The following is a 25,906-nucleotide window of genomic DNA, read 5'->3' on the forward strand; positions in this document are numbered from 1 at the left end:
GAAAATATATGAAATTTATCGTTTCAAGTACTGCTCTTTCCAGCCATTTACAGGCCATCAGCCGTGTGATTAATTCAAAAAATGCGCTGCCTATTCTCGATTGTTTCCTCTTCGAACTGGAAGACGGAACATTGTCTGTGACCGTATCCGACAGCGAAACAACGATGGTGACTACCGTCGAAGTGAATGGCGATACAAACGGGCGTTTTGCCGTAGTAGCGAAAACACTGCTTGATGCACTGAAAGAAATACCGGAACAACCGCTGACATTCGACATCAATCCGGAGAATTACGAAATCACAGTGCAGTACCAAAACGGAAAATACAGCCTGATGGGGCAGAACGCGGATGAATTCCCGCAGTCGGCTACACTGGGTGACAACGCTGTCCGTGTGGAAATGGACGCAGAAGTATTGCTGGGTGGTATCAACCGTTCCGTATTTGCCACAGCCGACGATGAACTTCGTCCTGTAATGAACGGTATTTACTTCGATATTACCACAGAAGACATCACGATGGTGGCTTCGGACGGTCATAAACTGGTGCGTTGCAAGACGTTGGCTGCCAAAGGCAACGAACGCGCAGCCTTCATCCTGCCGAAGAAACCGGCTACGTTGCTCAAGAACCTTCTGCCGAAAGAACAGGGAACCGTAACTATCGAATTTGACGAACGCAACGCCGTATTCATGCTTGAAAAGTACCGCATGGTGTGCCGTCTTATCGAAGGACGTTATCCGAACTACAACTCGGTGATTCCTCAAAACAACCCTCACAAGCTGACCGTAGACCGCCAGCAGTTGGTAGGAGCTCTGCGCCGTGTGTCTATCTTCTCGTCACAAGCGAGCAGTTTGATTAAGCTCCGTATGCAGGAGAACCAGATTGTGATTTCAGCGCAGGACATCGACTTCTCTACTTCTGCCGAAGAAACCCAGGTATGCCAGTATGCAGGTGCCGCAATGAGTATCGGCTTCAAGTCTACCTTCCTGATTGACATCTTGAACAATATCTCGGCAGACGAAGTAATCATCGAATTGGCAGACCCGTCACGTGCCGGCGTAATCATTCCTGTGGAACAGGAAGAGAACGAAGACTTGTTGATGTTGCTGATGCCTATGATGCTGAACGATTAATGTTAATCCACCACAGAGGATGCAGAGGACACAGAGGATAAATTTGAATATTTATTATTAAATAACCCTCTGTGTCCTCTGCGTTCTCTGTGGTGCCTCAATAAAATAAACAGAAATGAAATTAAACTTGAAAAATCCCATTGTCTTTTTCGACCTTGAGACGACCGGAACCAATATCAACACAGACCGTATTGTTGAAATCTGTTATTTGAAAGTTTACCCGAACGGGAACGAGGAAGCAAAAACCTTGCGTATCAACCCCGAAATGCATATACCGGAAGCATCTTCTGCCGTACACGGCATTTATGATGCCGACGTGGCTGACTGCCCTACTTTCAAGGAAGTGGCAAAGAACATTGCCCGCGATATCGAAGGTTGTGACTTGGCGGGATTCAATTCCAATCGTTTCGATATTCCGGTGCTGGCGGAAGAGTTTCTGCGTGCCGGGGTAGACATCGACATGACAAAGCGGAAATTTATAGACGTACAGGTGATTTTCCACAAAATGGAACAACGTACCCTGTCTGCTGCCTACAAATTCTATTGCGAAAAGAATCTGGAAGACGCGCATACTGCGGAAGCGGATACGCGGGCTACTTACGAAGTGCTGAAAGCACAACTCGACCGTTATCCTGACCTTCAAAACGATATGGCATTCCTGGCGGATTACTCCAGCTACAACAAGAATGTGGACTTTGCCGGACGCATGGTGTACGATGATAACGGGGTAGAAGTGTTCAACTTCGGAAAGTACAAAGGAATGTCCGTAGCCGAGGTATTGAAGAAAGACCCCGGATATTACAGTTGGATTTTGAACAGTGATTTTACGCTGAATACAAAAGCGACATTGACAAAAATCCGTTTGCGTGAAATGAGTAATTTGATTACAAAATAATGCTAAAAGGAAAAAAGATAATTCTTGGAATTACCGGCAGTATTGCCGCGTACAAGGCTTGCTATATCATCCGCGGACTTATTAAGCAAGGGGCGGAAGTGCAAGTCGTAATTACTCCGGCGGGAAAAGAATTTATTACTCCCATCACTCTTTCGGCTTTGACCAGCAAACCGGTCATCAGCGAGTTTTTTGCCCAACGCGACGGGACGTGGAACAGCCACGTTGACCTTGGTCTGTGGGCGGATGCGATGCTGATTGCGCCCGCCACCGCCTCTACCATCGGCAAGATGGCAAACGGGATAGCCGACAATATGCTGATAACCACTTATCTTTCGGCAAAAGCCCCGGTATTTGTTGCTCCTGCCATGGACTTGGATATGTATGCCCACCCTTCCACTCAGAAGAACTTGGACACACTGCGCTCGTTCGGCAATCATATTATCGAACCGGGAACGGGAGAACTTGCCAGCCATCTGGTAGGGAAGGGACGTATGGAAGAGCCGGAAGTCATCATCCGTGCACTGGACGAATTCTTCTCGGCAAGCGGAGAGTTGCAAGGGCGGAAAATCATGATAACAGCCGGGCCTACCTATGAAAAGATAGACCCTGTCCGTTTTATCGGCAATTATTCTTCCGGCAAGATGGGATTCGCTTTGGCGGAAGAATGTGCCCGCCGTGGCGCGGAAGTTACGCTGATTGCGGGGCCTGTGCAATTGGAGGTGAAGCACTCCCGTATCCACCGTATTGACGTGGAATCGGCGGAAGAAATGCATGCCGCCTCACAAGCCTGTTTCTCCGATGCCGACGCAGCCATCCTCTGTGCGGCAGTTGCCGACTATCGTCCGGCGACAGTGGCCGACAAGAAGATAAAACGGGAGAAAGAGGAGGAACTGACATTGCATCTTCAAGCAACGAAAGATATTGCAGCCAGCTTGGGGGCTACGAAAAGAGAAGGTCAGTTGTTGGTGGGCTTTGCTCTCGAAACCAACAACGAGCAGCAGAACGCTGAAGGAAAGCTCGAACGCAAGAACTTCGACTTTATCGTGCTCAACTCGCTGAACGACGTGGGAGCCGGTTTCCGTCACGATACCAACAAAATCAGTATCATCGACCGGAAAGGTCGCACGGACTATCCGCTGAAACCGAAAACGGAAGTGGCGCAGGATATCATCGACCGTCTGTCGGATGAATTGAAATTCTCAACTCTCAACTCTTAACTTATCCCAATGTTACGTTCACTATACATTCAGAATTACGCGTTGATAGAGAAACTGGACATCAGTTTCGAGACAGGTTTTTCCGTTATAACAGGTGAAACGGGAGCCGGAAAATCAATTATTCTAGGAGCCATCGGTCTGCTGCTGGGACAGCGTGCCGATGTGAAGGCGATTCGTCGTGGAGCTTCTAAATGTATCATAGAAGCTCGTTTTGATATATCGGGCTACGGTATGCGTCCGTTTTTTGAAGACAACGAACTGGAATATGACGAGGAGTGCATTTTGCGCCGTGAAGTGCAGGCATCCGGCAAGAGCCGGGCATTCATCAATGATACTCCCGCATCGCTGGCGCAAATCAAGGAGCTGGGCGAACTGTTGATTGATGTACATTCGCAGCATCAGAACCTGTTGCTCAATAAAGAAGGTTTCCAGTTGAATGTACTTGATATATTGGCACATAATGACGCTGCATTGGAAAAATACCATGCCCGTTATGCCGAATGGAAGCAGACCGAACGCGAACTGGCGGAACTGACGGCACTGGCGGAGAAGAGCCGTGCGGACGAGGATTACATACGCTTCCAACTAGAACAGCTCGAAGAAGCCCACCTTTCCGAAGGCGAACAGGAAGAACTGGAACAGGAAGCCGAAACCTTGAGCCATGCGGAAGAAATCAAGGCGGGGCTTTACCGGGTGGAGCAATCCTTTGTTTCCGACGAGGGCGGCTTGCTCTCTTATCTGAAAGATAGCCTGAACACGCTGAACAGTCTGCAAAGAGTCTACCAACCTGCCAAGGAGCTTACCGAACGCATGGAAAGTGCTTATATCGAGTTGAAGGATATTTCGCACGAAGTCTCCTCGCAAAGTGACTCCGTAGAATTTAATCCTGTGCGGCTCGATGAAGTGAACGAACGCTTGAACCTGATTTATTCCTTACAACAGAAACATCGTGTGCAGACACTCGACGAACTGATTGCATTGACGGAAGAGTATCGGAGCAAGTTGTCTGCCATCACTTCTTATGATGACCGTATTGCCGGGCTGACCGAACGCAAGGAAGAACAATATAAACAAGTGAAGCAACAGGCGGAACTGCTCACCAAAGCCCGCACGAAGGCGGCGCGTGAAGTGGAAAAGCAACTGGCGGCACGCCTGGTTCCGTTAGGGATGCCGAACGTCCGTTTCCAGGTGGAAATGGGACTCAAGAAAGAACCCGGATTGCAAGGGGAAGACACTGTCAGCTTCCTGTTTTCCGCTAACAAGAACGGTATGTTGCAGAATATCTCTTCCGTAGCTTCGGGTGGTGAGATAGCCCGCGTCATGCTTTCTATCAAAGCCATGATTGCCGGAGCTGTGAAGCTGCCGACCATCGTGTTTGATGAGATAGACACCGGAGTATCCGGCGAAATAGCCGACCGCATGGCGGACATGATGCAGGAGATGGGCGAGCAGAACCGCCAGGTTATCAGCATCACCCACTTGCCGCAAATCGCTGCCCGCGGACGTGCGCATTATAAAGTATATAAGAAAGACAGTGATACGGAAACAAACAGCCATATCCGCCGTCTCACCGATGAAGAACGGGTAGAGGAAATTGCTCATATGTTGAGCGGCGCTACGCTGACCGAAGCCGCTCTCAGTAACGCCAAAGCTCTGTTAAACAGCAAGTAGCGATTGGGGGCAGACAAATAGTTAACTGGTAAATAGTAAAATAGTAAATAATCGCAATGTTAGATAAAAGTGAAATGATTTTCGGCGTTCGTGCCGTGATAGAAGCCATTCAGGCTGGAAAAGAGATTGATAAAATCCTGGTAAAGAAAGATATTCAGAGTGAACTTTCTAAGGAACTTTTTGCAGCTTTGAAAGGTCTGCTGATTCCTGTTCAGCGTGTTCCGGTGGAGCGTATCAACCGTATCACCCGGAAGAATCACCAAGGTGTGGTGGCGTTCATATCTTCTGTGACTTACCAGAAGACGGAAGACCTTGTTCCTTTCTTGTTCGAGCAGGGGAAGAATCCGTTTTTTGTGATGCTGGACGGAGTGACGGATGTGCGTAATTTCGGTGCGATTGCCCGTACTTGCGAGTGTGCTGCCGTAGACGCCGTGATTATTCCTGCCCGTGGCAGCGCATCTGTGAATGCGGATGCCGTGAAGACTTCGGCAGGGGCGTTGCATACGCTTCCCGTATGCCGCGAACAGAGCTTGCGTTCGACGCTGCAATACCTGAAAGATAGCGGTTTCCGTATTGTGGCTGCCACCGAGAAGGGGGATTACGACTATACGAAAGCCGATTATACAGGTCCGTTATGCATCATCATGGGAGCGGAGGATACAGGGGTGTCTTATGAGAATCTGGCGCTCTGCGACGAATGGGTGAAGATACCGATGTTGGGAAAAATCGAGTCTCTGAACGTTTCCGTGGCTGCCGGCATCTTGATTTACGAAGGTGTGAAACAAAGAAACAACGACTGATATGAAGAAGATTTTAATCCTACCTTTGTTGCTTTTCTTCCTGGCACAGGGAAGCATGGCACAAACCCCTAAATGGGTGGAGAAGGCGAAACGTGCTGTCTTCTCTGTGGTGACTTATGACAAGAATGACAAGATGCTGAATACCGGAAACGGATTTTTCGTGTCCGAAGATGGGTTGGCTTTGTCCGACTACTCTCTTTTTAAGGGCGCCGAGCGTGCGGTGATAATCACGGCGGAAGGCAAACAGATGCCGGTTAGCACCATACTTGGAGCGAATGATATGTATGATGTCATCAAGTTCCGTGTAGCTATTACCGAAAAGAAAGTACCTGCGTTGGTGGTGGCTAAGACTGCTCCGGCAGTAGGAGCTGACGCGTGGATGCTTCCTTATTCTACGCAGAAAAGCATTGCTTGCGTTTCGGGCAAGGTGAAAGAGGTTTCCAAGGTGGCCGGCGAATACCATTATTATACGTTGGGCATGCAGATGAAAGACAAGATGGTGAGCTGTCCGGTGATGAATGTGGAAGGTCAGGTGTTCGGCATTGCGCAGAAGTCGTCTGGGCTCGATACGGTGACTACCTGCTATGCCGCAGGGGCTGCCTTTGCTATGGCTCAGAAGATTAGCGCCCTTTCGCTTGGGGATGCGGCACTGAAGAGTATCGGTATCCGGAAAGGGTTGCCGGAGACGGAAGACCAGGCATTGGTGTATTTGTTCATGGCTTCTTCCAGTCTGTCGTCAGAGGATTATGGCAAGTTGCTGGATGATTTTATCCGTCAGTTCCCTGCTAACACAGACGGTTATCTGCGCCGCGCAAATTATTACGTGGCTAAGGCTAAAGACGACCAGTCTTGGTTTGATAAAGCCGTTGCCGACTTGAATCAGGCTTTGAAAGTGGCTCAGAAGAAAGATGATGTATATTATAATATAGGTAAGTTGATGTATACTTACCAACTGTCGAAGCCGGAGAAAACGTATAAGGATTGGACGTATGACACTGCTTTGAAGAATGTCCGTCAGGCATTCGCTATCGACCCGCTGCCTATTTATGTACAACTGGAAGGCGATATATTATTTGCCCGGCAGGATTATGCCGGAGCTTTGGTGGCTTATGAGAAAGTAAATGCCAGCAATATGGCTTCTGCCGGTACGTTCTTCAGTGCTGCGAAGACGAAAGAGTTGCTGAAAGCCGAACCGAAAGAGATTTTGGTATTGATGGATAGCTGCATTGCTCGTTGTCCGCAACCGATTACCGCCGACTTTGCCCCTTATCTGCTGGAACGTGCGCAAATAAATATGAATGCGGGCCAGCCGCGGAACGCAATGCTCGATTATGACGCTTATTTTAAAGCTGTCAACGGTCAGGTGAACGACTTGTTTTATTATTATCGTGAACAGGCTGCCTTGAAAGCGCGCCAATACCAACGTGCATTGGACGACATTGCGAAAGCGGTCGAACTGAATCCCACAGACTTGACTTACCAGGCCGAAAACGCTGTTGTCAACCTGCGTGTAGGGCGCTATGAGGAAGCTATTGAAATACTGAATGGTATTCTGAAAAATGACCCGAAATACGGCGAAGCCTACCGCTTGCTGGGACTTTGCCAGGTGCAGTTGAAGAAGACGGACGAGGCTTGCGGAAACTTCAAGAAAGCGAAGGAACTGGGCGACCCGAACGTGGACGAATTGATTAAGAAATACTGCAAGTAAAAGAGGTTGCCCCAGAAAAGGTTAGCGTATGCACTATCGTTTGGTGCCGCTATTCCGGGCTTCTCTAGGAGTAGCTTTTGAATAATAGTTTATAAAAATAAAACCCCTGCTGACTGGAAAAAGTCAGCAGGGGTTTCGTTTTTGGGGACATTAATAAAACTCTCTCTCTTTTTTGTCTTTTCCCCACTTGTTAAGCTCAGGTTTTAGGTCTTATGATATAGGTTTTTTATTTCTTGTCTTTGTAAGGTAAATGCAGGAATTCCCGAAATACTGCATTGCTGCAGTTATTTTTTTTAGAAAATATTCAAATTTCAGTGGGAAACAGTGAGTAAATTTTAAATAGCGACCTATTTTACCTATAATCTTGTTATATTTCATCCGTCATTTGATGGCTAACTAGTTAAGTAATTATTTATTTATGAAGAAAAAGCAGTTTACTAATTGTGCAAACGATTACATTGAACGTTTGCGGAATGAGGGTCGTTATTCAACGGCTCATGTGTACAAGCATGCTATCCGTTCTTTTGCGAAATTTTGCGGCAGCCAGACCATTACTTTCAGTAGGGTGAACCGTGATACACTGAAGGCGTATAGTAACTATTTGGTGGCTTCTCATTTGAAGCCTAATACGATTTCTACGTATATGCGTATGTTGCGTTGTATCTACAACCGGGGCGTTGAAAACAGGCAGGCTCCTTATGTGCATGGCTTGTTCAAGGATGTGTTTACGGGTGTAGATACCCGCCAGAAAAAGGCGATTCCGATACACGAGCTTCACGTTTTGCTGAATGAAGACCCGAAGACTGAGAGACTCCGTCGCACGCAAGCTGTCGCCAGCCTGCTGTTCCAGTTTTGCGGTATGCCTTTTGTCGATTTTGCCCATTTGGAAAAGTCCAATATTGAGCAGGGACTTTTGAAGTACAACCGTATGAAGACCGGTACGCCCATGAGTATTGAGATTTTGGACTCGGCACAGGATGCCATTACCCGTTTGTGCAACGAATATAGTGTTGGACATTCCGACTATCCCGATTACCTGTTCTGTATATTGAGCGGAGAGTATAAGAGAACGGAGGAAAAGGCATACCGCGAGTACCAGTCAGCTCTGAGGCGGTTTAATAATGACTTGAAGTGCCTGTCAAGACAGTTGAGGATACGCTCGTCCGTTACTTCTTATACGCTTCGTCATTCATGGGCCACTACTGCGAAGTACAGAGGGGTTCCCATCGAGATGATAAGCGAATCGCTGGGACATAAATCCATCAAGACAACACAAATCTATTTAAAAGGCTTCGAATTAGAAGAAAGAACGAAAGTGAACAGATTGAATTATTCTTACGTAAAGAGTTTTAGATGATTCTGTATTATGTAGCTAAAGTATTAGGGATTAGGGACTTCGTTATTCTGTTACTTCTTAGGTAACGGATAATACATGTGCAGAACGCATACAAATGCAATAAAAAGGAAAAAAGACAACATGAGGGAAGAAAATATATGGTTATCCGGACTTCAAGACAGACGCTTCTTGAGATTGGAAAATAGAAAGTCACAGAGCATGAATCGCTTATTATTCATGTTCACACACTTTGTGTGGATATATTTAAGAGAAAAAAGGAAAAAAAGAAGTTTATTGCTTGTTTCTTATTATTATTTTTACCTATCTTTGTAGCAAATAAAAATCCGTTACCTAAGAAGTAACAGATAAACATGTGGTAAAAAATTATGATTTTTACAAAGGAAAAGTCTATTAGCGCCGTGCCCGGTTGTGGGACAGGGGAAGGCGTAGCACACTTAAAACGCTGGTATGTAGCACTGGTTCGTATGCATCACGAGAAGAAAGTTGCCGAGCGTTTGTCCAAGATGGGAATCGATACCTTCGTTCCTGTCCAGCAAGAAGTACATCAGTGGAGCGACCGTCGGAAAGTGGTTGATACGGTACTTCTTCCGATGATGGTATTTGTTCATGCCAATCTTAAGGAGCGTATGGAAGTTCTTTCATTTTCTACGGTCAGCCGCTATATGGTGATGCGTGGGGAAAGTACTCCGGCGGTTATTCCCGATGAACAGATGGCACGTTTCCGTTTCATGCTCGATTATTCCGATGAAGCAGTATGTATGAACAATTCCCCTTTGGCGCGTGGCGAAAAAGTCCGTGTCATCAAAGGTCCTCTGAGCGGGCTTGTTGGCGAACTCGTTACGGTAGGGGGTAAGAGCAAAATTGCTGTCCGCCTGAATATACTTGGCTGTGCTTGCGTAGACATGCCAATCGGTTATGTAGAATCTACAAGAATCTCCAATGACAATACAAAAAATATTTAGTGTTTTTCTATTCATTCTGATTCTGGGAGTTGCTTCTCCTTTGATGGCTCAAAGCATGAGCGACTCTCAAGTTCTCGAATATGTAAAAGAGGGTATCAGTCAAGGGAAGGAACAAAAGCAGTTAGCCTCGGAATTAGCACTCAAAGGCGTGACCAAGGAGCAGGCGATGCGTGTGAAGCAGCTATATGAGCACCAGAACAATGTAAATACTTCCAATGCCACCGGTACCGATATTAATGAGTCGCGTCTGCGTGAAGAAACGAAAGAAAATACTTCCGACAAGCTGGAAGACCATCCGAGCACACAAGACCTTGCACGTGGCAACCAAGTCTTCGGAAGAAACATATTTAACACCCGCAACCTGACTTTCGAGCCTAGTGTGAACATTGCCACTCCCTTAAATTATCGTCTCGGCCCGGGCGACGAGGTGATTATCGACATATGGGGAGCTAGCCAGAATACCATCCGCCAGCAGATTTCTCCTGACGGCACCATCAATATTCAAAAGATTGGTCCTGTCAACTTGAACGGGTTGACCATCGCCGAAGCCAACGGCTATCTCAAGAAAACTTTAAATAAGATATACAACGGTCTTAACAACGCCGTCGACCCTACCTCGGACATTCGTCTGACACTGGGCAGCATACGTACGATTCAAATCAACGTCATGGGCGAAGTTGTACAACCGGGAACGTATTCTCTGTCCTCTTTTGCCACTGTATTTCATGCGCTCTATCGGGCGGGGGGAGTCAGTGACATAGGAAGTCTCCGCAATGTCCAATTGGTAAGAAACGGTAAGAACATCGCCACAATTGATGTCTACCAATTCATACTCAAAGGAAATATCCAGGACGACATCCGGCTTCAGGAAGGTGACGTTGTCATAGTCCCCGCCTACGAAGTATTGGTAAAAATCGATGGAAAAGTGAAACGCTCCATGCGCTTTGAAATGAAGAAAGATGAATCTTTATCTACTCTTCTCAGCTATGCCGGTGGTTTCGAAGCGGATGCCTATACCCGTTCATTGCGTGTGGTACGCCAGAACGGGCAGGAGTATGAAGTGAATACTGTCAAGGATTTGGATTACAGTATCTATAAAATGAGAAATGGAGATGTCGTGACAGCCGAGGCTATCCTGAACCGTTTTGTGAACAAGCTCGAAATCCGTGGTGCTGTCTACCGTCCGGGCATTTATGAGTTGAACGGCAAACTGAATACCGTCCGCGAACTGGTCAACGAATCGCAAGGTCTTACCGGTGATGCTTTTCTGAACCGTGCTGTTCTCTACCGTCAGCGTGAAGACCTTACTACGGAAGTTGTTCCGGTGGATATCAAAGCCATAATGGATGGTACTTCCCCCAATATCATCTTAATGAAAAACGACATTCTTTATATCCCCAGCATTCACGACCTGGAAGATAAAGGCAATGTTGTCATTCACGGTGAGGTAGCCAAACCGGATTCGTATCCTTACGCGGACAATATGACACTCGAAGACCTTATCATCCAGGCAGGCGGTTTGCGTGAAGCTGCCTCGGTGGTTCGTGTGGATGTATCCCGCAGAATCAAAAATCCCCGAAGTACCGCAGACAGCGATACAATCGGTCAGATATATACATTTTCCCTGAAAGAGGGGTTTGTGGTGGATGGGAAACCGGGATTTGTACTTCAACCTTATGACGAGGTTTATGTACGCCGAAGTCCCGGCTATCAACCGCAACAAAACGTAATGGTAGAAGGTGAAGTCCTTTTCGGAGGTTCTTATGCCATGACCAGCCGCGAGGAACGTCTTTCAGACTTAATCAGTAAAGCCGGTGGAGCTACGAACTACGCTTACCTGCGTGGTGCAAAACTGACTCGTGTAGCCAACGCGAGCGAGAAGAAGCGCATGGGGGATGTGATTCGTTTGATGAGCAGACAACTGGGAGAGGCAATGATTGATTCTTTAGGAATCCGCATAGAGGATACATTTACAGTCGGCATCGACTTGGAAAAGGCCTTGGCTAAACCGGGAAGTACAGCGGATATTGTATTGCGTGAAGGCGATGTGGTTTCTATTCCGAAAAATAATAATACAGTTACTATCAACGGTGCTGTGATGGTGCCGAATACGGTTTCTTACATGGAAGGCAAGAATATAGACTATTATCTGAATCAAGCTGGTGGATATTCTGAAAATGCAAAGAAGAGTAAGAAGTTCATAGTTTATATGAATGGTCAGGTTACGAAGGTGAAGGGGAGCGGTAAGAAGCAAATAGAGCCGGGATGTGAGATTATTGTGCCTAGTAAAGCTAAGAAGAAGGTGAATATGGGTAATATTTTGGGGTATGCTACTTCATTTAGTTCATTGGGAATGATGGTGGCTTCGATTGCTAATCTGATTAAGAAATAATAATTATGCCAGAACAATCATTGCAGAAGAAGCCGCAAGAGTTAGAAATTGATATACAGGATATTATTCGTAAAATAATAGCTATCCGTAAGAAACTTTATAAAGCTGTCGTTGTGGGTTTGCTGATTGGTGTTATTGTAGGGACAAGCATTCCTAAACAATATACAGTAAGGGTGACTCTTTCGCCAGAAATGGGAGGTGAGAAAGGAAATAGTGGAATAGTTGGGGTAGCCGCATCTTTTCTTGGAGGTGGAACTGGTATAAAGAGTGGCACTGATGCATTAAATGCATCTTTATCATCCGATATCGTATCTTCAACTCCTTTCTTATTGGAGTTGTTGAATATGGAAGTTGTTGTCAACGGAGGTGAAACAAAAACACTTTCTAACTATTTAACGACAGAATCCTCACCTTGGTGGAATTATATAATAGTTTTGCCAGGAATCATTAATAGTCAGTTGAAATCTTGGTTTTCTCATGAAGAAATATCCTCTAAAGAGAAAGTTCAAGGCAGATTAATAATCTTAACAAAGGAGGAAAATGCTCAAATTAGTGCATTGAAGAAAAAGATTACAGCTATAGTGAATAAGAAAACAGCAATTACTAGTGTAAATGTTACTTTACAAGATCCTAAAGTTGCTGCGATTGTTGCAGATTCCGTAGTTCATCGTTTGCAAGAGTATATTATTTCATACAGGACTTCAAAAGCAAAAGAAGATTGTGCCTATTTGGAAAAGTTATTTGAAGTACGAAAGCAAGAATATTATGTAGCTCAAAAAAAATATGCAGATTATGTGGATACACATGATAATTTAATTCTTCAAAGTGTACGTGCGGAACAGGAGCGATTACAAAATGATATGAACTTGTTTTATCAAGTTTATAGCCAAGTAGCTAATCAATTACAAGTAGCTAGAGCTAAAGTACAAGAGGAGAAGCCTGTTTTTGCAATAGTGGAACCGGCAGTAGTACCTATTGAATCTTCAAGTATGAGGCGGAGTATTTATATATTTCTATTTGTATTTCTATCTGTTTGCGGCACTATCGGTTGGTTATTGTTAGGTAAGGTATATATAATACAGCATAAATGATATCAGTCATATCCGAAAACAATAAGCGAATAGCTAAGAATACAGCCTTACTTTATATAAGAATGCTTTTGATTATGGCTGTAACTTTATATACTTCGCGTGTAGTGTTACAAGTTTTGGGTGTTGAAGACTTTGGTATTTATAATGTAGTGGGTGGAATAGTTGCTATATTTTCATTTCTTAATGCATCAATGAGTGGAGCTACAACACGTTTTTTGATGTATGATATGGGGGAGAATAATAAGGATAAATTAAGAATCACCTTTAACTCCGCATTATTAATTCATATAGCCATTGCGTTATTAATAATTCTGATAGCGGAAACTGTTGGGCTTTGGTTTCTGAAAACACAGCTTGTAATACCTGCTGACAGAATGAATGCAGCGGTATGGGTATATCAGTTTTCCATACTTTCCACAGTTGTGTCAGTCACACAAGTACCATATAATGCATGTATAATAGCCCATGAGAAGATGGATGTATATGCTTATGTAGAAATATTGAATGTCATACTTAAATTGCTGATTGTTTTTCTGTTGGTTGCAGGAGACTTTGATAAATTAATCTTTTACGCATTACTAATCTTTCTCGTTTCGACTATAATTGCATGTATTTATCGCTTATATTGTGTTCGTCACTTTGACGAAAGTAAGCTACTTTACCAATTGCATTTTGAAAACGTTAAGCCTATGCTTTCTTTTTCCGGTTGGGACTTATATGGTAATATGTCGACAGTAGCTCGTACACAAGGCATCAATATGTTGCTTAATATGTTTTTCGGACCACTATTGAATGCAGCAAGTGGTATAGCCGGTCAAGTGCAGGGAGCTGTAATGAGTTTTGCAGGAAATGTTGTTATAGCCGTTAAGCCTCAAATAATAAAAAGTTATGCTGCTGGAGAATATTCACGTATGGTTAGTTTGGTAATGAATGCTTCAAAATTGACATTTTTATTGTTATTATTGTTGTCGCTGCCATTAATTGTAGAAATGCATTTTGTTTTATCATTATGGTTAAAGACTGTGCCTGAATATACCGTGCAATTTTGCGTGTGTACGTTGTTATTCAATTTCTTTGCAACGATGTCTGTTGTAGTTGTAACAGCAGCCCATGCAACCGGAAAAATAAAGCGACCCAGTTTGATAAACGGCACATTATACTTATCAGTAATACCTGTTTCTTATGTAGCTTTTAAATTGGGATTATCTCCTGTGACATCCTATCTTTTTAATATAATAGCGGTTGTCATCGGTCTTTTATCTAATGTCTGGACAATACATAAATATATACCGGTATTTTCATATAAGAAATATATATATACTGTTTTTATACGCTGTATGGTCGTTTTTCTAACTTCATCGGGGCTGGTATGGTGGCTGAAAGGGCTTATTTATGAAGAAGGTTTTTTTCGTTTTATCATTGTATCCATTGCTTCAACGATATCTGTTACTTTGCTGGGTTTTTATGTCTCATTGAATAAATCAATGAGAATCATAATTGTTCAATACATTAAAAATAAAATATGCGAAAGGGTTTAGTCAGTATTATAACCCCATGTTACAATACTGGAGAGATTATTCATCGTTTGTTGGATTCTATACTCGAGCAAGATTACCCTTCAGTAGAAATGTTTGTAGTAGATGATGGTTCCACGGATAATTCGAGAAAAGTAATACTTTCTTATATCTCCACTTTTGAGAAACGGGGATATAGTCTCGAGTATTATTATCAAAGTAATCAAGGACAATCGGCAGCTATAAACAATGCTTTGAAATGGGTGAAAGGAGAATTTCTGACATGGCCTGATAGTGACGATTTTTATAATAAACCGGACGCCATTTCTTCTTTTGTCCGTAAATTTAGAGAATTGAGTAATGACTATGGTGTTGTAAGATGCTTTCCAACTTATGTACATGAAAAGAATATGAAAGGTTATGTTCAAACTAAGGGGCTTAATCTTGATTGTAACCAATTTTATAATTGCTTATATAGCACTGGCTTTATATGGCCTCCGGGAAATTATATGATAAAGTCATGTGCCTTAGACAAAGTAAATCCATCCCGTGAGATTTATGTAAGTAAGGATGCTGGTCAAAATTGGCAATTGTTCTTACCATTACTTTTCTCTTTCAAATGTTATACATTGTCAACTTCCTATTTCAGTGTTTTAGAGCGTTCTGAATCTCATTCACGCGGTCAATATAAAAGCTATAATCAGGAGATATCGAAAATTTCTTCTTATGAAAATACAATTCTATATACTTTAGATAGGATAAACGATTTGTGCGATTCTGAGAAAGGTAGACTAAGAGAAATTATACGCATTAAGTATCTACGAGAGAGATTGAATGTTAGCTTTAAATATTATAAAAAAAATGATATTGAACTTTTTAGTAAAAAACTATCTGTTTCTGATAGATTAACTTTTAAAGAACATTTATTGAAAGTTGTAGGCAAAATCCCTTGGTTGTATATGCTTTTAAGAACTACAGTCTTAAAAGTGAAAAGTGTGTTGGAATGATTGTTTTAGCTAAGGAAGAAGATTGTTGTGGATGTAATGCATGTGTTCAGGCGTGCCCTAGAAAATGTATTGATATGCATGAGGATCATGAAGGATTCTTCTATCCTCACATTGAACAACATATTTGTATAGATTGTGGATTGTGTGAAAAAGTATGTCCTGTCATTAATCAAGGGCAATCGAGACAGCCACTTGCAGTTTTTGCCGCAAAAAATCCCAATGAAAAAGTACGTTTATTAAGTTCTTCGGGAGGGATTTTTTCATTGCTTTCCGAATATGTTTTAGAAAAAAAAGGGGTTGTATTTGGTGCACGTTTTGATGATAAATGGCAGGTTGTGCATGATTATACAGAGATAAAAGAAGGATTGAGCGCTTTTCGTGGAAGTAAGTATGTTCAAAGTTATATAGGCAATAGCTATTGGCAAGTTAAACAATTCTTGGAGCAAGGGCGTTTGGTGCTATTTTCTGGAACTCCTTGCCAAGTGGTTGGACTAAAAAAATATTTATTTAAAGATTATAAGAATCTATTGGCGTTAGATTTTATTTGTCATGGTGTTCCGAGTCCCAAGGTTTGGCAAATTTATTTAGACGAGAAAGTTGCGAGTGAGAGTAAAAAGAAAACGTTATTCGCTAATCATTTGTGCGATAAGAAAAACATAAGTCACATTTTTTTTAGAGATAAATGCTCAGGCTGGAAAAAATTCAGTTTTGCCCTAACTCTAAATTTGGCTAATGCTTGTGAAATGAAAAAACAAATTCGACTTACAGATAATATCTCTGAAAATATTTATATGAAAGGTTTTCTTAATGACTTATATTTACGACCATCCTGCTATAATTGTCCTAGCAAGTGTGGAAAGAGTGGGAGTGATATCACATTAGGGGATTTTTGGGGGATACAAAAAATATTACCGTATTATGATGATGATAAGGGTGTCAGTGCAGTCTTGATTTATAATTCTGAGTTTTTGAAAATAGTACAAGAGATTATATTGGAAAATTCTCATAGGGTAACCTATCAGGAAGTGTTTGTCGGAAATTCACCTCTGGAAAAGTCTCCATATCTGCATCCTAATAGAGGTTATTTTTTTTCGTTATTAGAAGAATATGGTGTAAGCATATCTATAAATAAAGTATTGAGAAAAGGAAGGTGTAATAGATTGATACATCAAGTGATTAATAAAATGAAAAATCTGATATGGAAACAATTAAGAAAAAAATAGTTATATTGTTTTCTTGTTTAGCGTGGGGGGGTACATAATGAGAATATGTATATTGACCCAGCCTCTTCATACTAATTACGGTGGATTGCTTCAAGCTTATGCATTGCAAGTGGTATTGAAGCGGATGGGACATGAGGTATGGACAGAGGATAGAAAATGGAAGCGTCCTTTAATAGTTAAAGTGAAACAGCTGATTGCACGTATGATAAAATATAAAGGGCTTTATTATCCTACAGATAGGCAAGAGCAGAGCATTGCTCAGAAAACCATTCCATTTATTCGTAAATATATAACGACTACAGAACCTATTTTGTCAAATACAAAAAAAGAGTTTCATAAGTATCATTTTGATGCTTATATAGTAGGCAGTGATCAAGTTTGGCGTCCTATATATTCTTATTATTTGTCTAATTACTTTTTAGATTTTACAATTGGACAGCATGTGAAACGTATAGCTTATGCAGCCTCTTTTGGAACTTCGGATTGGGAGTTTACAGGAAAACAGACTAAGAAATGTGCTGCCTTAGCTAAGCAATTTGATGCAATTTCAGTCCGCGAAGATTGTGGAGTTTTTTTGTGTAAAAAGTATTTAGGTGTTAATGCTATCCATTTATTGGATCCAACAATGCTTTTGAATAAAGAAGATTATATTCGTCTGGTAGAACAAGAACGGACTCCAGCTTCTGGGAAGAAATTAATGACGTATGTGCTGGATCAGTCGGAAGAGAAGAAAGCAATTGTTCAGAAAGTTTCTCAAGCTTTAGGTATTTCTCCAAATGTCGTGATGCCTGCAATGAGTTTTAGCCAGGTAGGAAAAAAATATATTAATCAGTGTGTGTTTCCTCCTGTAACAGATTGGTTGCGTGGATTTATTGATGCAGAATATGTTATTACGGATTCCTTTCATGGCACCGTTTTTTCGATTCTTTTTAATAAACCTTTTGTCGTGATGGCGAATAACGCGCGCGGGATGGCCCGGCTTACTTCTCTGCTAAAGAAATTTGAATTGGAAGAACGTTTGGTATATTCGTTGGAAGATGTAACGGTTAAAATGTTGTATGTCCCGATGAATTTTGAGAAGGCGAATCAAGTTTTGGATATGGAGAGGGAGAAAGCGAAAAGCTTTTTAACAGAATCTTTGAATATATAGACTGAATTTTTATGGATTTACCGATAAGTGTCATTGTTCCTGTCTATAATGTTGCCCCTTTTTTAAGGAAGTGTATTGATTGTATAATAGTACAGTCTTTTAAGGATTTTGAGTTATTGTTGATTGATGATGGTAGCCATGACGAGAGTGTTAATATTTGTGACGAATATGCATTAAAGGATGGTCGTATTCACGTAGTTCACCAGATTAATGCAGGAGTCACTGCTGCGAGAAGAAAGGGAGTAGAAATGGCAAGGGGCAATTGGCTTTGCTTTGTAGACGGTGATGATATGTTGCCTAAAGATGCTTTATTGGATTTATATAATAATGGAGCGGAGGGTGTAGATATCGTTATAGGGAATCAAATTCATATGGTAGATGAACAGGGTAATAATGTTCGTAAAATCTGTACACAAAGTTCATCGGACGATTGGAGTAATATTGATTTCTTAAAAGCTCTGCTGGAAGGTAAAACTCCTCTGTCTGTATGTGGAAAACTTTATCGTAGGAATTTATTTGATTCTTTAGTATTCGACTTACCAAAGTCAATACCTTATGGTGAAGACTATATAATGAATGTCCGGTTGGCAGTCAAAGTACAAAAAGTAAGAGCTATTGATAGACATGTGTATAATTATGTGCAACATAAAAATAGTTGTATGCATACTTTTCAGAATACATGGGAATATGCCAAAAAAATGAATGATTTTCTATTACAACCAATAAAGGCACATGGCTTAGAAGAAGTATGCAAGAAAAGTATTTTTTATGCGCATATTCATATGTTATTGGAAGTTCTGATTGATAATGATCCCGGATTATTTAAGAAAGATTCTTTTTTCGTAGAGATAAAAGAGTATGCTAAAACAATAAAATTGAGTTTAAGAGAGTGGATGGTTTTGAAAATGGTTGCTTGTCCTTTCCGGTTGAGATGTTTTGTTATAGAGGTGGCGAGGAAGCTGAGCAGGTTATTCCGTAAGCTGTTTTGGTGGGTATGATTAATGTGTGTGTGGTGTATGATTGGTAATGTCATTCCATTTATATTATTTATATTGTTTTTTTATGTATTGTCATTCATTGATGTTTTTTCTCTCAAGGTGGCTGATGATATTAAAAACTTACTTCTTCTTTTTTCTTTATGTTTGCTTATTATATTTGCTGGAGGAAGATGGAGTTCTTTAGAAGTAGGATATGATGTGGGTATATTCGACTATGGTACCTATAAAAATATATATAACTCTCCATTGAATATTTTTAGTTTTTTCTCGGATTATAAAGAGGCTGGTTGGGAGATTAGAGGACAAGAAATAGGCTATGTGTTTTATTCATCATTGTGCTATCATTTATTGGGAAGTAATTTTAACCTCTATTTGTTGTTTACTAATTTACTATTAATAGGGTTGTTTTATAAGAGCTTGAAATACAATGAAATAAGGATCGGATTGTTTTTTATATTGTTTTTTTTCGCAGCACGTTTATATTTGCAATATAATTTTATTCTTCTACGACAGGCTATAGCTATGACTATAGTATGGGTGTGGGCATTTCCTTTTCTTTTGAAAGAAGAAAAATTAAAATTTTGCTTCTTTGTTTGTTTGGCTACAGCCTTTCATTATACTGCATTAATTGCTTTGTTGGCATTAGTAATGAATCGTAATCTGAACATAAAATATATTATTATTGCTATTTGTTTTTTCTTTATTTTAAGTACAACTGAAGTTATAGATAAAATCATCTTATTAGTAATAGAAAAAGGTTTGTCTGTATTGGGTTCATCTGAGGGGATTGGAGAGAAATTATCTAAATATTTGCTGGAGAGCGAGGATGGTGAATTTAGAGGACTAAATATGTTGACATTTATTGAGGCTGTTCCTTTTGTATATATTGTGAGAAGATATAGAAATATTCTTTATGGTTCATTCATTGGAAGGTTTTATTCTAATATGTTCTATATATTTCTTCTTTTATTAGTTATTACAATGAACTTTGGCTTTTTGACTAGAATGTGCCAATATTTTATTTTCTCTTATTTCTTTTTATTCTCTTTTTTTATTAAAAACGTGAGTTCTGTTTCTGAGCGAAAAGGAATGCTATTTCTTTTTTCTAATTATCTATTAATATATTCTTTACGTTATATTTTTATTTGGTTTTATTCTACTGAATATTCATTTTTTCTATTTAAAATATAAATGAAAATTGCCTATATTCTTCCCTCTTTAAGGAATCAGGGGCCAGTAATAGTAGTAAAAAATATAGTGGATTATTTGGTGGAGTGGGGCGTTGAGGTAGATGTCTTTTATTTTGATGATTTTCCGTCTGCCATGTATTTCAACTGTCCTGTGAAAAAAATATCAATGAAAACCTGTATTGATTTTGAACAGTATGATATTGTTCATAGTCATTGTTTACGTCCTGATATGTATGTTGCTAAATGGAAGAAAAAACTTAATAGGGCAAAATTGGTGTCTACTCTTCATCAAGATACTTATCGAAGTTTTCGGTACCAATACAATTTTGTTCTATCATATCTGTTTACAAAATATTGGTGCTTTATACAGTCTAAATTTGATGCGATAGTAAGTATATCAGAACAATTAAGAGAAACATATGAAGGTTGTATAAGAGCTCCGATAACTACAATTTATAATGGCTGTGTAATTAATATGGATGGAGAAGGAGATAACGAAATTATAAGAAGTATATTGGAAGTGAAAAAAGAATATAAGATATTAGGCACATATGCCTTTGTTACTTCTAGGAAAGGGTTGGAACAAGTAATTAAAGTATTGCCATATTTGCAAGAATATGTATTTATTATAATTGGTGAAGGGCCCAATATAAAAGAGTTAAAGTTGTTGTCTCAAAAATTGCATATATCTGATCGGGTTTTATTTTTCTCTTATCAGAAGAATCCGTGTAATTATCTACCTTATTTTGATGTATATGTTATGCCTTCATATTCAGAAGGATTTGGATTAGCAATGGTAGAGGCTGCTTTGGCTAAAAGAGCAATAGTTTGTTCGGATATACCTTCTTTTCATGAGATATTTCGAGATAATGAGGTGTGTTTCTTTACATTGAAAGATGTAAGGTCTCTAAAAAAGGCCATTGTAAACGCTTATGAAAATAGAAATATCATGGGGGAACTGGCTTATGAACGAGCTTATAATCATTTTACTACTCAAAAAATGGCGGAGAATCATTTGGGCTATTATCAAAAACTTTTGAGGACATAAATGATTTATTCCAGTCTTGAATTAGAATGTGGAGTTCTCTTTTTTCTTTTATAGAATGAGGTATTTATACTTTAAGGTTTATTGTATGCATCTATTGATGTATTAAAAAAACTATTAGATGTTTTTTGTGATTGGATATATAATTGGAATATAATATTAGTAGTAGATGATTACAGCTTCAATAGTTTCTTACCATCATCATCCACGGGAGATAAGGAAAATTATGGACTGCGTTTTGGCGGCACCGGTTGATAAACTTTTTATCATTGATCATTCGTCAAATGACCGATTACGTGAGTTGGAAAGAGTTTCTAAGAGAGTACGTTATATTCACAGCATTAATCGTGGATATGGTGCGGGACATAATATTGCTATTCGTGAAGCAATAGAATTAGGAGCAACTTATCATGTGGTGGTGAATCCTGATATATATTTTGAGAATGGAGTATTGGAAAGATTAGGTGAGTATATGGATAAGAATAAAGATGTTGGACAGATTATGCCTAAGGTATATTATCCGAATGGAGATTTGCAATGCTTATGTAAATTGATACCTACTCCCTTGGATTTGATTTTTAAGCGTTTCTTGCCATACTTCATAATAAAAAAGCGAGTCAATAAGTTTCAGTTGCGTTTTACTGGTTATGATAAGATTATGAATGTGCCATATTTATCAGGATGTTTTATGTTTTTTAGAATATCTGTTTTGCAAGAAATTGGCTTGTTTGACGAGCGTTTCTTTATGTATCCGGAAGATATAGATATAACTCGTCGTATTCATGAAAAGTATAAAACGATTTTCTTTCCAGATGTATTTATTATTCATGCTCATGCGGCAGCTTCAAGGACAAATCTTAAGATGCTGAAAGTTCATATTCTAAATATGATTAAATATTTTAATAAATGGGGATGGTATTTCGACTCTAGAAGAAAGATAATCAATAAAAAAGTTTTGAAAGATTTGGAAGATATGAATAATGATAATAACAATTTATAGGCTGCTTGAAACAGTAAACAAATATTAATAATCAAATTCTTTTCAGATAATTATGGGGTATAATGAGGAATTCATTCCGGACGGAATGAATGCTTTTGAGCGCAATGTAAAGCGGATTTGGGATTGTACAGTTGCGATGTTTTTAATGATCGTTTTTTCTCCGCTATTTTTGATTTGCTATATAGCCGTGAAACATGAAGATGGCGGCCCGGCTATATTTAAGCAAGAACGTATCGGACGTTTCGGACGACCATTTAACATCTATAAGTTCCGCAGTATGAGATTGGATGCAGAGTCGGCAGGTCCCCGGCTTTATGCTGGTGGTAGAGATGCGCGGTTGACTAAAGTCGGAAAGTTCTTGCGGGAACATCATTTGGATGAATTACCGCAGTTATGGAATGTTTTCTGTGGGGATATGGCTTTTATAGGGCCTCGACCGGAACGGAAGTTTTATATTGATCAGATAATAAGGCATGATCCACGTTATCAGTTCTTGTATCAGATTCGTCCGGGGGTGACTTCTTATGCTACTTTGCATAATGGTTATACGGATACAATGGATAAGATGTTGCGTCGCTTGCGTTATGACTTGTTCTATCTGCAACATCGTTCCTGGTGGTTTGATTTAAAAATACTGGTGAAGACTTTCTTGAATATCTGTTTTGGTAAGAAGTTCTAAAAAGTACAGGACAATTAGGTAAATAAAAGTGGTATAAAATATAATGTTGAGATGTAATTATAACTAAGAGTGTTTGTATGTGAGATGAAAAAATGTAGGTCCCTAGCTTCATGCTGTAACAAGCATGATTCTCCTACATTGTGAATTGGAAAGGTACGACGGTATATTTCTAATTCGCGCCCTGTCATCGGAGGTTAAAGCCGATGTGAATTTCCCGCTATATCAACGGTCTGTGAAGATAGTTGATATATTTTTTTTATACCCCTGCTGTTTGGGATAATAATGAATGCATTCTTTGGCTATTGGGTCGGATTTTTGTATCTTTATAGCTGTAAATCAATTATAAAGGAACGATGGAACGTCCTGATTTTATAGTGAAATGTTATAATAAACAAGAGTTGGAGCAAATGTATTTTCCGGATTTAACTGTGCGGGCTTCGGTCAATAAATTACGCCGCTGGATGCGGAAGTGCAAGCCGTTGATGGATGAAATACTGGCTACTGATTTTCACCCGAAGACAAAAGCATTCTCAGTGAGAGAGGTGCGGCTTATCACTTATTATTTAGGGAAGCTGGGGGATTTATGAAAAATGTAGTTTGTATGCTTGTTTATCAGAATAATAATGTTTCCCTTTGTAAATCATAATTTATGAAAGTCTTTATAGGTAAAAAAGATGTTCGTGCATCCATTGAGGATACACGACGCATGCCATAGCCTGATTTATCAGTATGTACGGTTAATCCGGTGCATATTGAAATATATTAATTTGAGAGTTTTGATAGATGAGCTGTTGAAACAGATAAAGGTGGCGTTGACTTCCCACTGTGATTTGGTGATTGCCACAGTCCCGCATAGTCCGCACGGAGCCGGACAGCCGGAAAAGTGGGAAGTGATAATGCAATGGGATGGTGTAATTTTGTGAATGATTCGTTTTGCGGGTGACTTTTTTTCACTATCTTTGAAAGTCAGTAAAACAGAAAATAAAAATAAATATGAAAAAAGTAATTTGTAGTGAGAAAGCACCCGGAGCTATCGGACCTTACAGTCAGGCGATAGAAGCTAATGGAATGGTATTTGTGTCAGGTCAGTTACCTATTGATGCTGCTACGGGAGAGATGGCGGAAGGGATAGAAGGACAGGCGCGCCAGTCGTTGGAGAATATCAAACACATTCTTGAAGAAGCAGGATTGACAATGGCTGACATTGTCAAAACTACTGTATTTCTTCAGGATATGTCCCTCTTTGCAGGGATGAATGGCGTGTATGCCACCTATTTTGACGGAGCTTTTCCGGCACGCTCGGCATTTGCCGTAAAAGCTCTGCCAAAGGATGCGTTAGTAGAGATTGAGTGTATCGCGGTTCGCTAACAAGTCTGCGACAATGAAATTGCTGCCTCCCACGAAGATAAGGTCTTTTGGGGGGCAGTTCTTTTTCGCTGCCTGTACGGCATCCACCACAGTAGGGTAGGCAGTTCCTTTCAATCCGGCTTGTTCTGCCAGTTCCATCAATTCATTTTCCGGCAGCGCACGTTTCACGCTAGCTTTGGTGAAGTAGTAAGTGGCATCTTTCGGCAACACTTGCAGGACACCCTTGATATCTTTGTCATTGACCATGCCGAATACGAAATGAATCTCCTGACCGAAAGTTTTGCGGATAGCATTGAGTTGTACGTGGATATATTCGATTCCGTCGATGTTATGTCCCGTGTCACAGATAATGTCCGGATAGCTGTGTACTTTCTGCCAACGCCCCATCAGACCGGTGAGTTGACATACGTTTGCAAAACCGTCGAAGTAGTTCTGGGGCTTGATGTTGTAGTTCAATTTGGTCAGTACCGCAAGAGCTTTTAGAATGGTGAACATGTTTTCGAATTGGTAAGCTCCGCTCAACTCTGTGAAAAGTCCGAAGGGAAACATATCATTGTTGATTCTGATAGCGTCTTTTCTCTTGTCAAGTATCTGGTCTATCGCACGTATGCTGTTTGATATGTCCGGCACGAGCAATGCTTGCTGCATCTGTTCTTCTGACTTTTCTTCTATTGCTTCGATTAATGAGGATAAGGTCTGAATTATTTCGTCCGTCTTTTCCCTTATTTCCTGCAACCTTGAATAAGGAAGTATCTCCATGTTCCATTCGCGCGAATTTTCACGGGCATATTCGATGGGCGCATTCATTTCTTTGGCTTTCATGGTGAACAAACGTTTCACCGCCCCTTTGGCTCTGCCGATAACTACCGGGACTCCTTCCTTGATGATGCCAGCTTTCTCTTTGGCAATCTTTGTCAGCGTGTCGCCCAGATATTGGGTATGGTCGAAACTGATATTGGTGATGACGCACAAATCCGGATGGATGATATTCGTACAGTCCAGGCGTCCGCCCATACCTACTTCGATAACCGCCACGTCTACTTTTTGGTCGGCAAAATAACGGAATGCCATAGCAGTGGTCAGTTCGAAGAAAGAAGGGTGCAGCGGTTCGAAGAAAGCGCGGTGTTCTTCCACGAAATTGACTACATACTCTTCCGGCACCATCTCACCGTTGATGCGGATGCGTTCGCGAAAATCAATCAGGTGAGGAGAGGTGAATAATCCGACCCGGTAGCCGGCACTCTGCAATACCGCCGCGATAGTATGTGAGCAAGAACCTTTTCCGTTCGTTCCTGCGATATGTATCGTCTTGAATTGTTGATGCGGATGCCCGAAATGTTCGTCCAATTTGTGTGTAGTCTCTAATCCCGGCTTATATGCTTTGCTTCCTATTTGCTGAAACATAGGCACACTTTCATATAAGTACTTTAAAGTGTTCTGATAATCCATGTTTTATAAAATTTAACTCCGGGCAATCTTTATTGCCCGTTAATTTGTTTATCTTTAGAA

Annotated in this window: 23 protein-coding genes; 22 read left to right on the forward strand and 1 reads right to left on the reverse strand. The window is 40.7% G+C overall.

Annotation, left to right across the window (positions count from 1 at the left end; genetic code table 11):
* Positions 1-8: 8 nt before the first annotated feature.
* From dnaN to CLIN57ABFB40_RS04160, 22 genes are all read left to right on the forward strand, one after another.
* Complete coding sequence (dnaN, locus tag CLIN57ABFB40_RS04055) at positions 9-1,130, forward strand: DNA polymerase III subunit beta (RefSeq protein WP_121766676.1); 1,122 nt, start codon at positions 9-11, stop codon at positions 1,128-1,130.
* A gap of 115 nt (positions 1,131-1,245) precedes the next feature.
* Positions 1,246-2,025, forward strand: coding sequence for a 3'-5' exonuclease (locus CLIN57ABFB40_RS04060; RefSeq protein WP_024987172.1), 780 nt, complete (start codon positions 1,246-1,248; stop codon positions 2,023-2,025).
* On the forward strand, positions 2,025-3,242 hold the full coding sequence (gene coaBC, locus CLIN57ABFB40_RS04065) for a bifunctional phosphopantothenoylcysteine decarboxylase/phosphopantothenate--cysteine ligase CoaBC (protein ID WP_175628993.1): 1,218 nt from the start codon (positions 2,025-2,027) through the stop codon (positions 3,240-3,242). The genes CLIN57ABFB40_RS04060 and coaBC overlap by 1 nt, the downstream gene beginning before the upstream one ends.
* A gap of 9 nt (positions 3,243-3,251) precedes the next feature.
* Complete coding sequence (recN, locus tag CLIN57ABFB40_RS04070; protein ID WP_175628994.1) at positions 3,252-4,913, forward strand: DNA repair protein RecN; 1,662 nt, start codon at positions 3,252-3,254, stop codon at positions 4,911-4,913.
* A gap of 56 nt (positions 4,914-4,969) precedes the next feature.
* Complete coding sequence (gene rlmB, locus CLIN57ABFB40_RS04075) at positions 4,970-5,713, forward strand: 23S rRNA (guanosine(2251)-2'-O)-methyltransferase RlmB (protein ID WP_024987175.1); 744 nt, start codon at positions 4,970-4,972, stop codon at positions 5,711-5,713.
* Position 5,714: 1 nt separating this feature from the next.
* Positions 5,715-7,421 carry a serine protease gene (locus tag CLIN57ABFB40_RS04080; RefSeq protein ID WP_175628995.1) on the forward strand — a complete coding sequence of 569 codons (1,707 nt, stop codon included), beginning with the start codon at positions 5,715-5,717 and terminating at the stop codon, positions 7,419-7,421.
* Positions 7,422-7,839: 418 nt separating this feature from the next.
* Positions 7,840-8,778 carry a tyrosine-type recombinase/integrase gene (locus tag CLIN57ABFB40_RS04085; RefSeq protein ID WP_175628996.1) on the forward strand — a complete coding sequence of 313 codons (939 nt, stop codon included), beginning with the start codon at positions 7,840-7,842 and terminating at the stop codon, positions 8,776-8,778.
* A 365-nt stretch (positions 8,779-9,143) separates the two neighbouring features.
* Complete coding sequence (locus CLIN57ABFB40_RS04090) at positions 9,144-9,740, forward strand: UpxY family transcription antiterminator (protein ID WP_175628997.1); 597 nt, start codon at positions 9,144-9,146, stop codon at positions 9,738-9,740.
* Complete coding sequence (locus CLIN57ABFB40_RS04095; RefSeq protein ID WP_175628998.1) at positions 9,718-12,132, forward strand: polysaccharide biosynthesis/export family protein; 2,415 nt, start codon at positions 9,718-9,720, stop codon at positions 12,130-12,132. Before CLIN57ABFB40_RS04090 ends, CLIN57ABFB40_RS04095 begins: the two co-directional genes overlap by 23 nt.
* A gap of 5 nt (positions 12,133-12,137) precedes the next feature.
* Entirely contained in the window at positions 12,138-13,223 is a 1,086-nt protein-coding gene (locus CLIN57ABFB40_RS04100) for a chain-length determining protein (RefSeq protein ID WP_175628999.1), read from the forward strand.
* Positions 13,224-13,297: 74 nt separating this feature from the next.
* Positions 13,298-14,761 (forward strand): polysaccharide biosynthesis protein, encoded by a 1,464-nt coding sequence (locus CLIN57ABFB40_RS04105; RefSeq protein WP_254871697.1) that lies wholly within the window; start codon positions 13,298-13,300, stop codon positions 14,759-14,761.
* Positions 14,746-15,744, forward strand: coding sequence for a glycosyltransferase family 2 protein (locus CLIN57ABFB40_RS04110; RefSeq protein ID WP_175629001.1), 999 nt, complete (start codon positions 14,746-14,748; stop codon positions 15,742-15,744). Before CLIN57ABFB40_RS04105 ends, CLIN57ABFB40_RS04110 begins: the two co-directional genes overlap by 16 nt.
* Complete coding sequence (locus tag CLIN57ABFB40_RS04115) at positions 15,741-16,967, forward strand: Coenzyme F420 hydrogenase/dehydrogenase, beta subunit C-terminal domain (RefSeq protein WP_175629002.1); 1,227 nt, start codon at positions 15,741-15,743, stop codon at positions 16,965-16,967. The genes CLIN57ABFB40_RS04110 and CLIN57ABFB40_RS04115 overlap by 4 nt, the downstream gene beginning before the upstream one ends.
* 37 nt (positions 16,968-17,004) lie before the next feature.
* Positions 17,005-18,117, forward strand: coding sequence for a polysaccharide pyruvyl transferase family protein (locus tag CLIN57ABFB40_RS04120; RefSeq protein ID WP_175629003.1), 1,113 nt, complete (start codon positions 17,005-17,007; stop codon positions 18,115-18,117).
* Positions 18,118-18,128: 11 nt separating this feature from the next.
* The gene (locus CLIN57ABFB40_RS04125) at positions 18,129-19,115 is read left to right on the forward strand and encodes a glycosyltransferase family 2 protein (RefSeq protein ID WP_175629004.1); all 987 of its coding nucleotides are present in this window, start codon (positions 18,129-18,131) and stop codon (positions 19,113-19,115) included.
* A gap of 18 nt (positions 19,116-19,133) precedes the next feature.
* Positions 19,134-20,306, forward strand: a complete 1,173-nt coding sequence (locus tag CLIN57ABFB40_RS04130; RefSeq protein WP_175629005.1) for an EpsG family protein — start codon at positions 19,134-19,136, stop codon at positions 20,304-20,306.
* Positions 20,307-21,353 carry a glycosyltransferase family 4 protein gene (locus tag CLIN57ABFB40_RS04135; protein ID WP_175629006.1) on the forward strand — a complete coding sequence of 349 codons (1,047 nt, stop codon included), beginning with the start codon at positions 20,307-20,309 and terminating at the stop codon, positions 21,351-21,353. It begins immediately after the preceding gene.
* 166 nt (positions 21,354-21,519) lie between these two features.
* On the forward strand, positions 21,520-22,350 hold the full coding sequence (locus CLIN57ABFB40_RS04140) for a glycosyltransferase (protein WP_175629007.1): 831 nt from the start codon (positions 21,520-21,522) through the stop codon (positions 22,348-22,350).
* Between the two features lie 52 nt (positions 22,351-22,402).
* Positions 22,403-23,029 carry a sugar transferase gene (locus CLIN57ABFB40_RS04145; RefSeq protein ID WP_175629008.1) on the forward strand — a complete coding sequence of 209 codons (627 nt, stop codon included), beginning with the start codon at positions 22,403-22,405 and terminating at the stop codon, positions 23,027-23,029.
* A gap of 353 nt (positions 23,030-23,382) precedes the next feature.
* Positions 23,383-23,616 (forward strand): DUF4248 domain-containing protein, encoded by a 234-nt coding sequence (locus CLIN57ABFB40_RS04150; RefSeq protein ID WP_175629009.1) that lies wholly within the window; start codon positions 23,383-23,385, stop codon positions 23,614-23,616.
* A gap of 180 nt (positions 23,617-23,796) precedes the next feature.
* Complete coding sequence (locus tag CLIN57ABFB40_RS04155) at positions 23,797-23,952, forward strand: hypothetical protein (protein ID WP_175629010.1); 156 nt, start codon at positions 23,797-23,799, stop codon at positions 23,950-23,952.
* Between the two features lie 70 nt (positions 23,953-24,022).
* Complete coding sequence (locus CLIN57ABFB40_RS04160) at positions 24,023-24,397, forward strand: RidA family protein (protein WP_121766673.1); 375 nt, start codon at positions 24,023-24,025, stop codon at positions 24,395-24,397.
* Here CLIN57ABFB40_RS04160 and CLIN57ABFB40_RS04165 read toward each other — a convergent pair.
* Positions 24,365-25,846, reverse strand: coding sequence for a bifunctional folylpolyglutamate synthase/dihydrofolate synthase (locus CLIN57ABFB40_RS04165; RefSeq protein ID WP_175629011.1), 1,482 nt, complete (start codon positions 25,844-25,846; stop codon positions 24,365-24,367). The two genes, CLIN57ABFB40_RS04160 and CLIN57ABFB40_RS04165, sit on opposite strands and share 33 nt — an antisense overlap.
* Between the last annotated feature and the right edge of the window lie 60 nt (positions 25,847-25,906).

The sequence above is a fragment of the Bacteroides acidifaciens genome, assembly GCF_903181435.1.
In the GTDB taxonomy this organism is placed as follows: domain Bacteria; phylum Bacteroidota; class Bacteroidia; order Bacteroidales; family Bacteroidaceae; genus Bacteroides.

Bases quoted from the DNA above. Each gene is read 5' to 3' on its own strand.
- dnaN (WP_121766676.1), top strand. From the start codon at position 9: ATGAAATTTATCGTTTCAAGTACTGCTCTTTCCAGCCATTTACAGGCC.
- CLIN57ABFB40_RS04060 (WP_024987172.1), top strand. From the start codon at position 1,246: ATGAAATTAAACTTGAAAAATCCCATTGTCTTTTTCGACCTTGAGACG.
- coaBC (WP_175628993.1), top strand. From the start codon at position 2,025: ATGCTAAAAGGAAAAAAGATAATTCTTGGAATTACCGGCAGTATTGCC.
- recN (WP_175628994.1), top strand. From the start codon at position 3,252: ATGTTACGTTCACTATACATTCAGAATTACGCGTTGATAGAGAAACTG.
- rlmB (WP_024987175.1), top strand. From the start codon at position 4,970: ATGTTAGATAAAAGTGAAATGATTTTCGGCGTTCGTGCCGTGATAGAA.
- CLIN57ABFB40_RS04080 (WP_175628995.1), top strand. From the start codon at position 5,715: ATGAAGAAGATTTTAATCCTACCTTTGTTGCTTTTCTTCCTGGCACAG.
- CLIN57ABFB40_RS04085 (WP_175628996.1), top strand. From the start codon at position 7,840: ATGAAGAAAAAGCAGTTTACTAATTGTGCAAACGATTACATTGAACGT.
- CLIN57ABFB40_RS04090 (WP_175628997.1), top strand. From the start codon at position 9,144: ATGATTTTTACAAAGGAAAAGTCTATTAGCGCCGTGCCCGGTTGTGGG.
- CLIN57ABFB40_RS04095 (WP_175628998.1), top strand. From the start codon at position 9,718: ATGACAATACAAAAAATATTTAGTGTTTTTCTATTCATTCTGATTCTG.
- CLIN57ABFB40_RS04100 (WP_175628999.1), top strand. From the start codon at position 12,138: ATGCCAGAACAATCATTGCAGAAGAAGCCGCAAGAGTTAGAAATTGAT.
- CLIN57ABFB40_RS04105 (WP_254871697.1), top strand. From the start codon at position 13,298: ATGGCTGTAACTTTATATACTTCGCGTGTAGTGTTACAAGTTTTGGGT.
- CLIN57ABFB40_RS04110 (WP_175629001.1), top strand. From the start codon at position 14,746: ATGCGAAAGGGTTTAGTCAGTATTATAACCCCATGTTACAATACTGGA.
- CLIN57ABFB40_RS04115 (WP_175629002.1), top strand. From the start codon at position 15,741: ATGATTGTTTTAGCTAAGGAAGAAGATTGTTGTGGATGTAATGCATGT.
- CLIN57ABFB40_RS04120 (WP_175629003.1), top strand. From the start codon at position 17,005: ATGAGAATATGTATATTGACCCAGCCTCTTCATACTAATTACGGTGGA.
- CLIN57ABFB40_RS04125 (WP_175629004.1), top strand. From the start codon at position 18,129: ATGGATTTACCGATAAGTGTCATTGTTCCTGTCTATAATGTTGCCCCT.
- CLIN57ABFB40_RS04130 (WP_175629005.1), top strand. From the start codon at position 19,134: ATGATTGGTAATGTCATTCCATTTATATTATTTATATTGTTTTTTTAT.
- CLIN57ABFB40_RS04135 (WP_175629006.1), top strand. From the start codon at position 20,307: ATGAAAATTGCCTATATTCTTCCCTCTTTAAGGAATCAGGGGCCAGTA.
- CLIN57ABFB40_RS04140 (WP_175629007.1), top strand. From the start codon at position 21,520: ATGATTACAGCTTCAATAGTTTCTTACCATCATCATCCACGGGAGATA.
- CLIN57ABFB40_RS04145 (WP_175629008.1), top strand. From the start codon at position 22,403: ATGGGGTATAATGAGGAATTCATTCCGGACGGAATGAATGCTTTTGAG.
- CLIN57ABFB40_RS04150 (WP_175629009.1), top strand. From the start codon at position 23,383: ATGGAACGTCCTGATTTTATAGTGAAATGTTATAATAAACAAGAGTTG.
- CLIN57ABFB40_RS04160 (WP_121766673.1), top strand. From the start codon at position 24,023: ATGAAAAAAGTAATTTGTAGTGAGAAAGCACCCGGAGCTATCGGACCT.
- CLIN57ABFB40_RS04165 (WP_175629011.1), bottom strand. From the start codon at position 25,846: ATGGATTATCAGAACACTTTAAAGTACTTATATGAAAGTGTGCCTATG.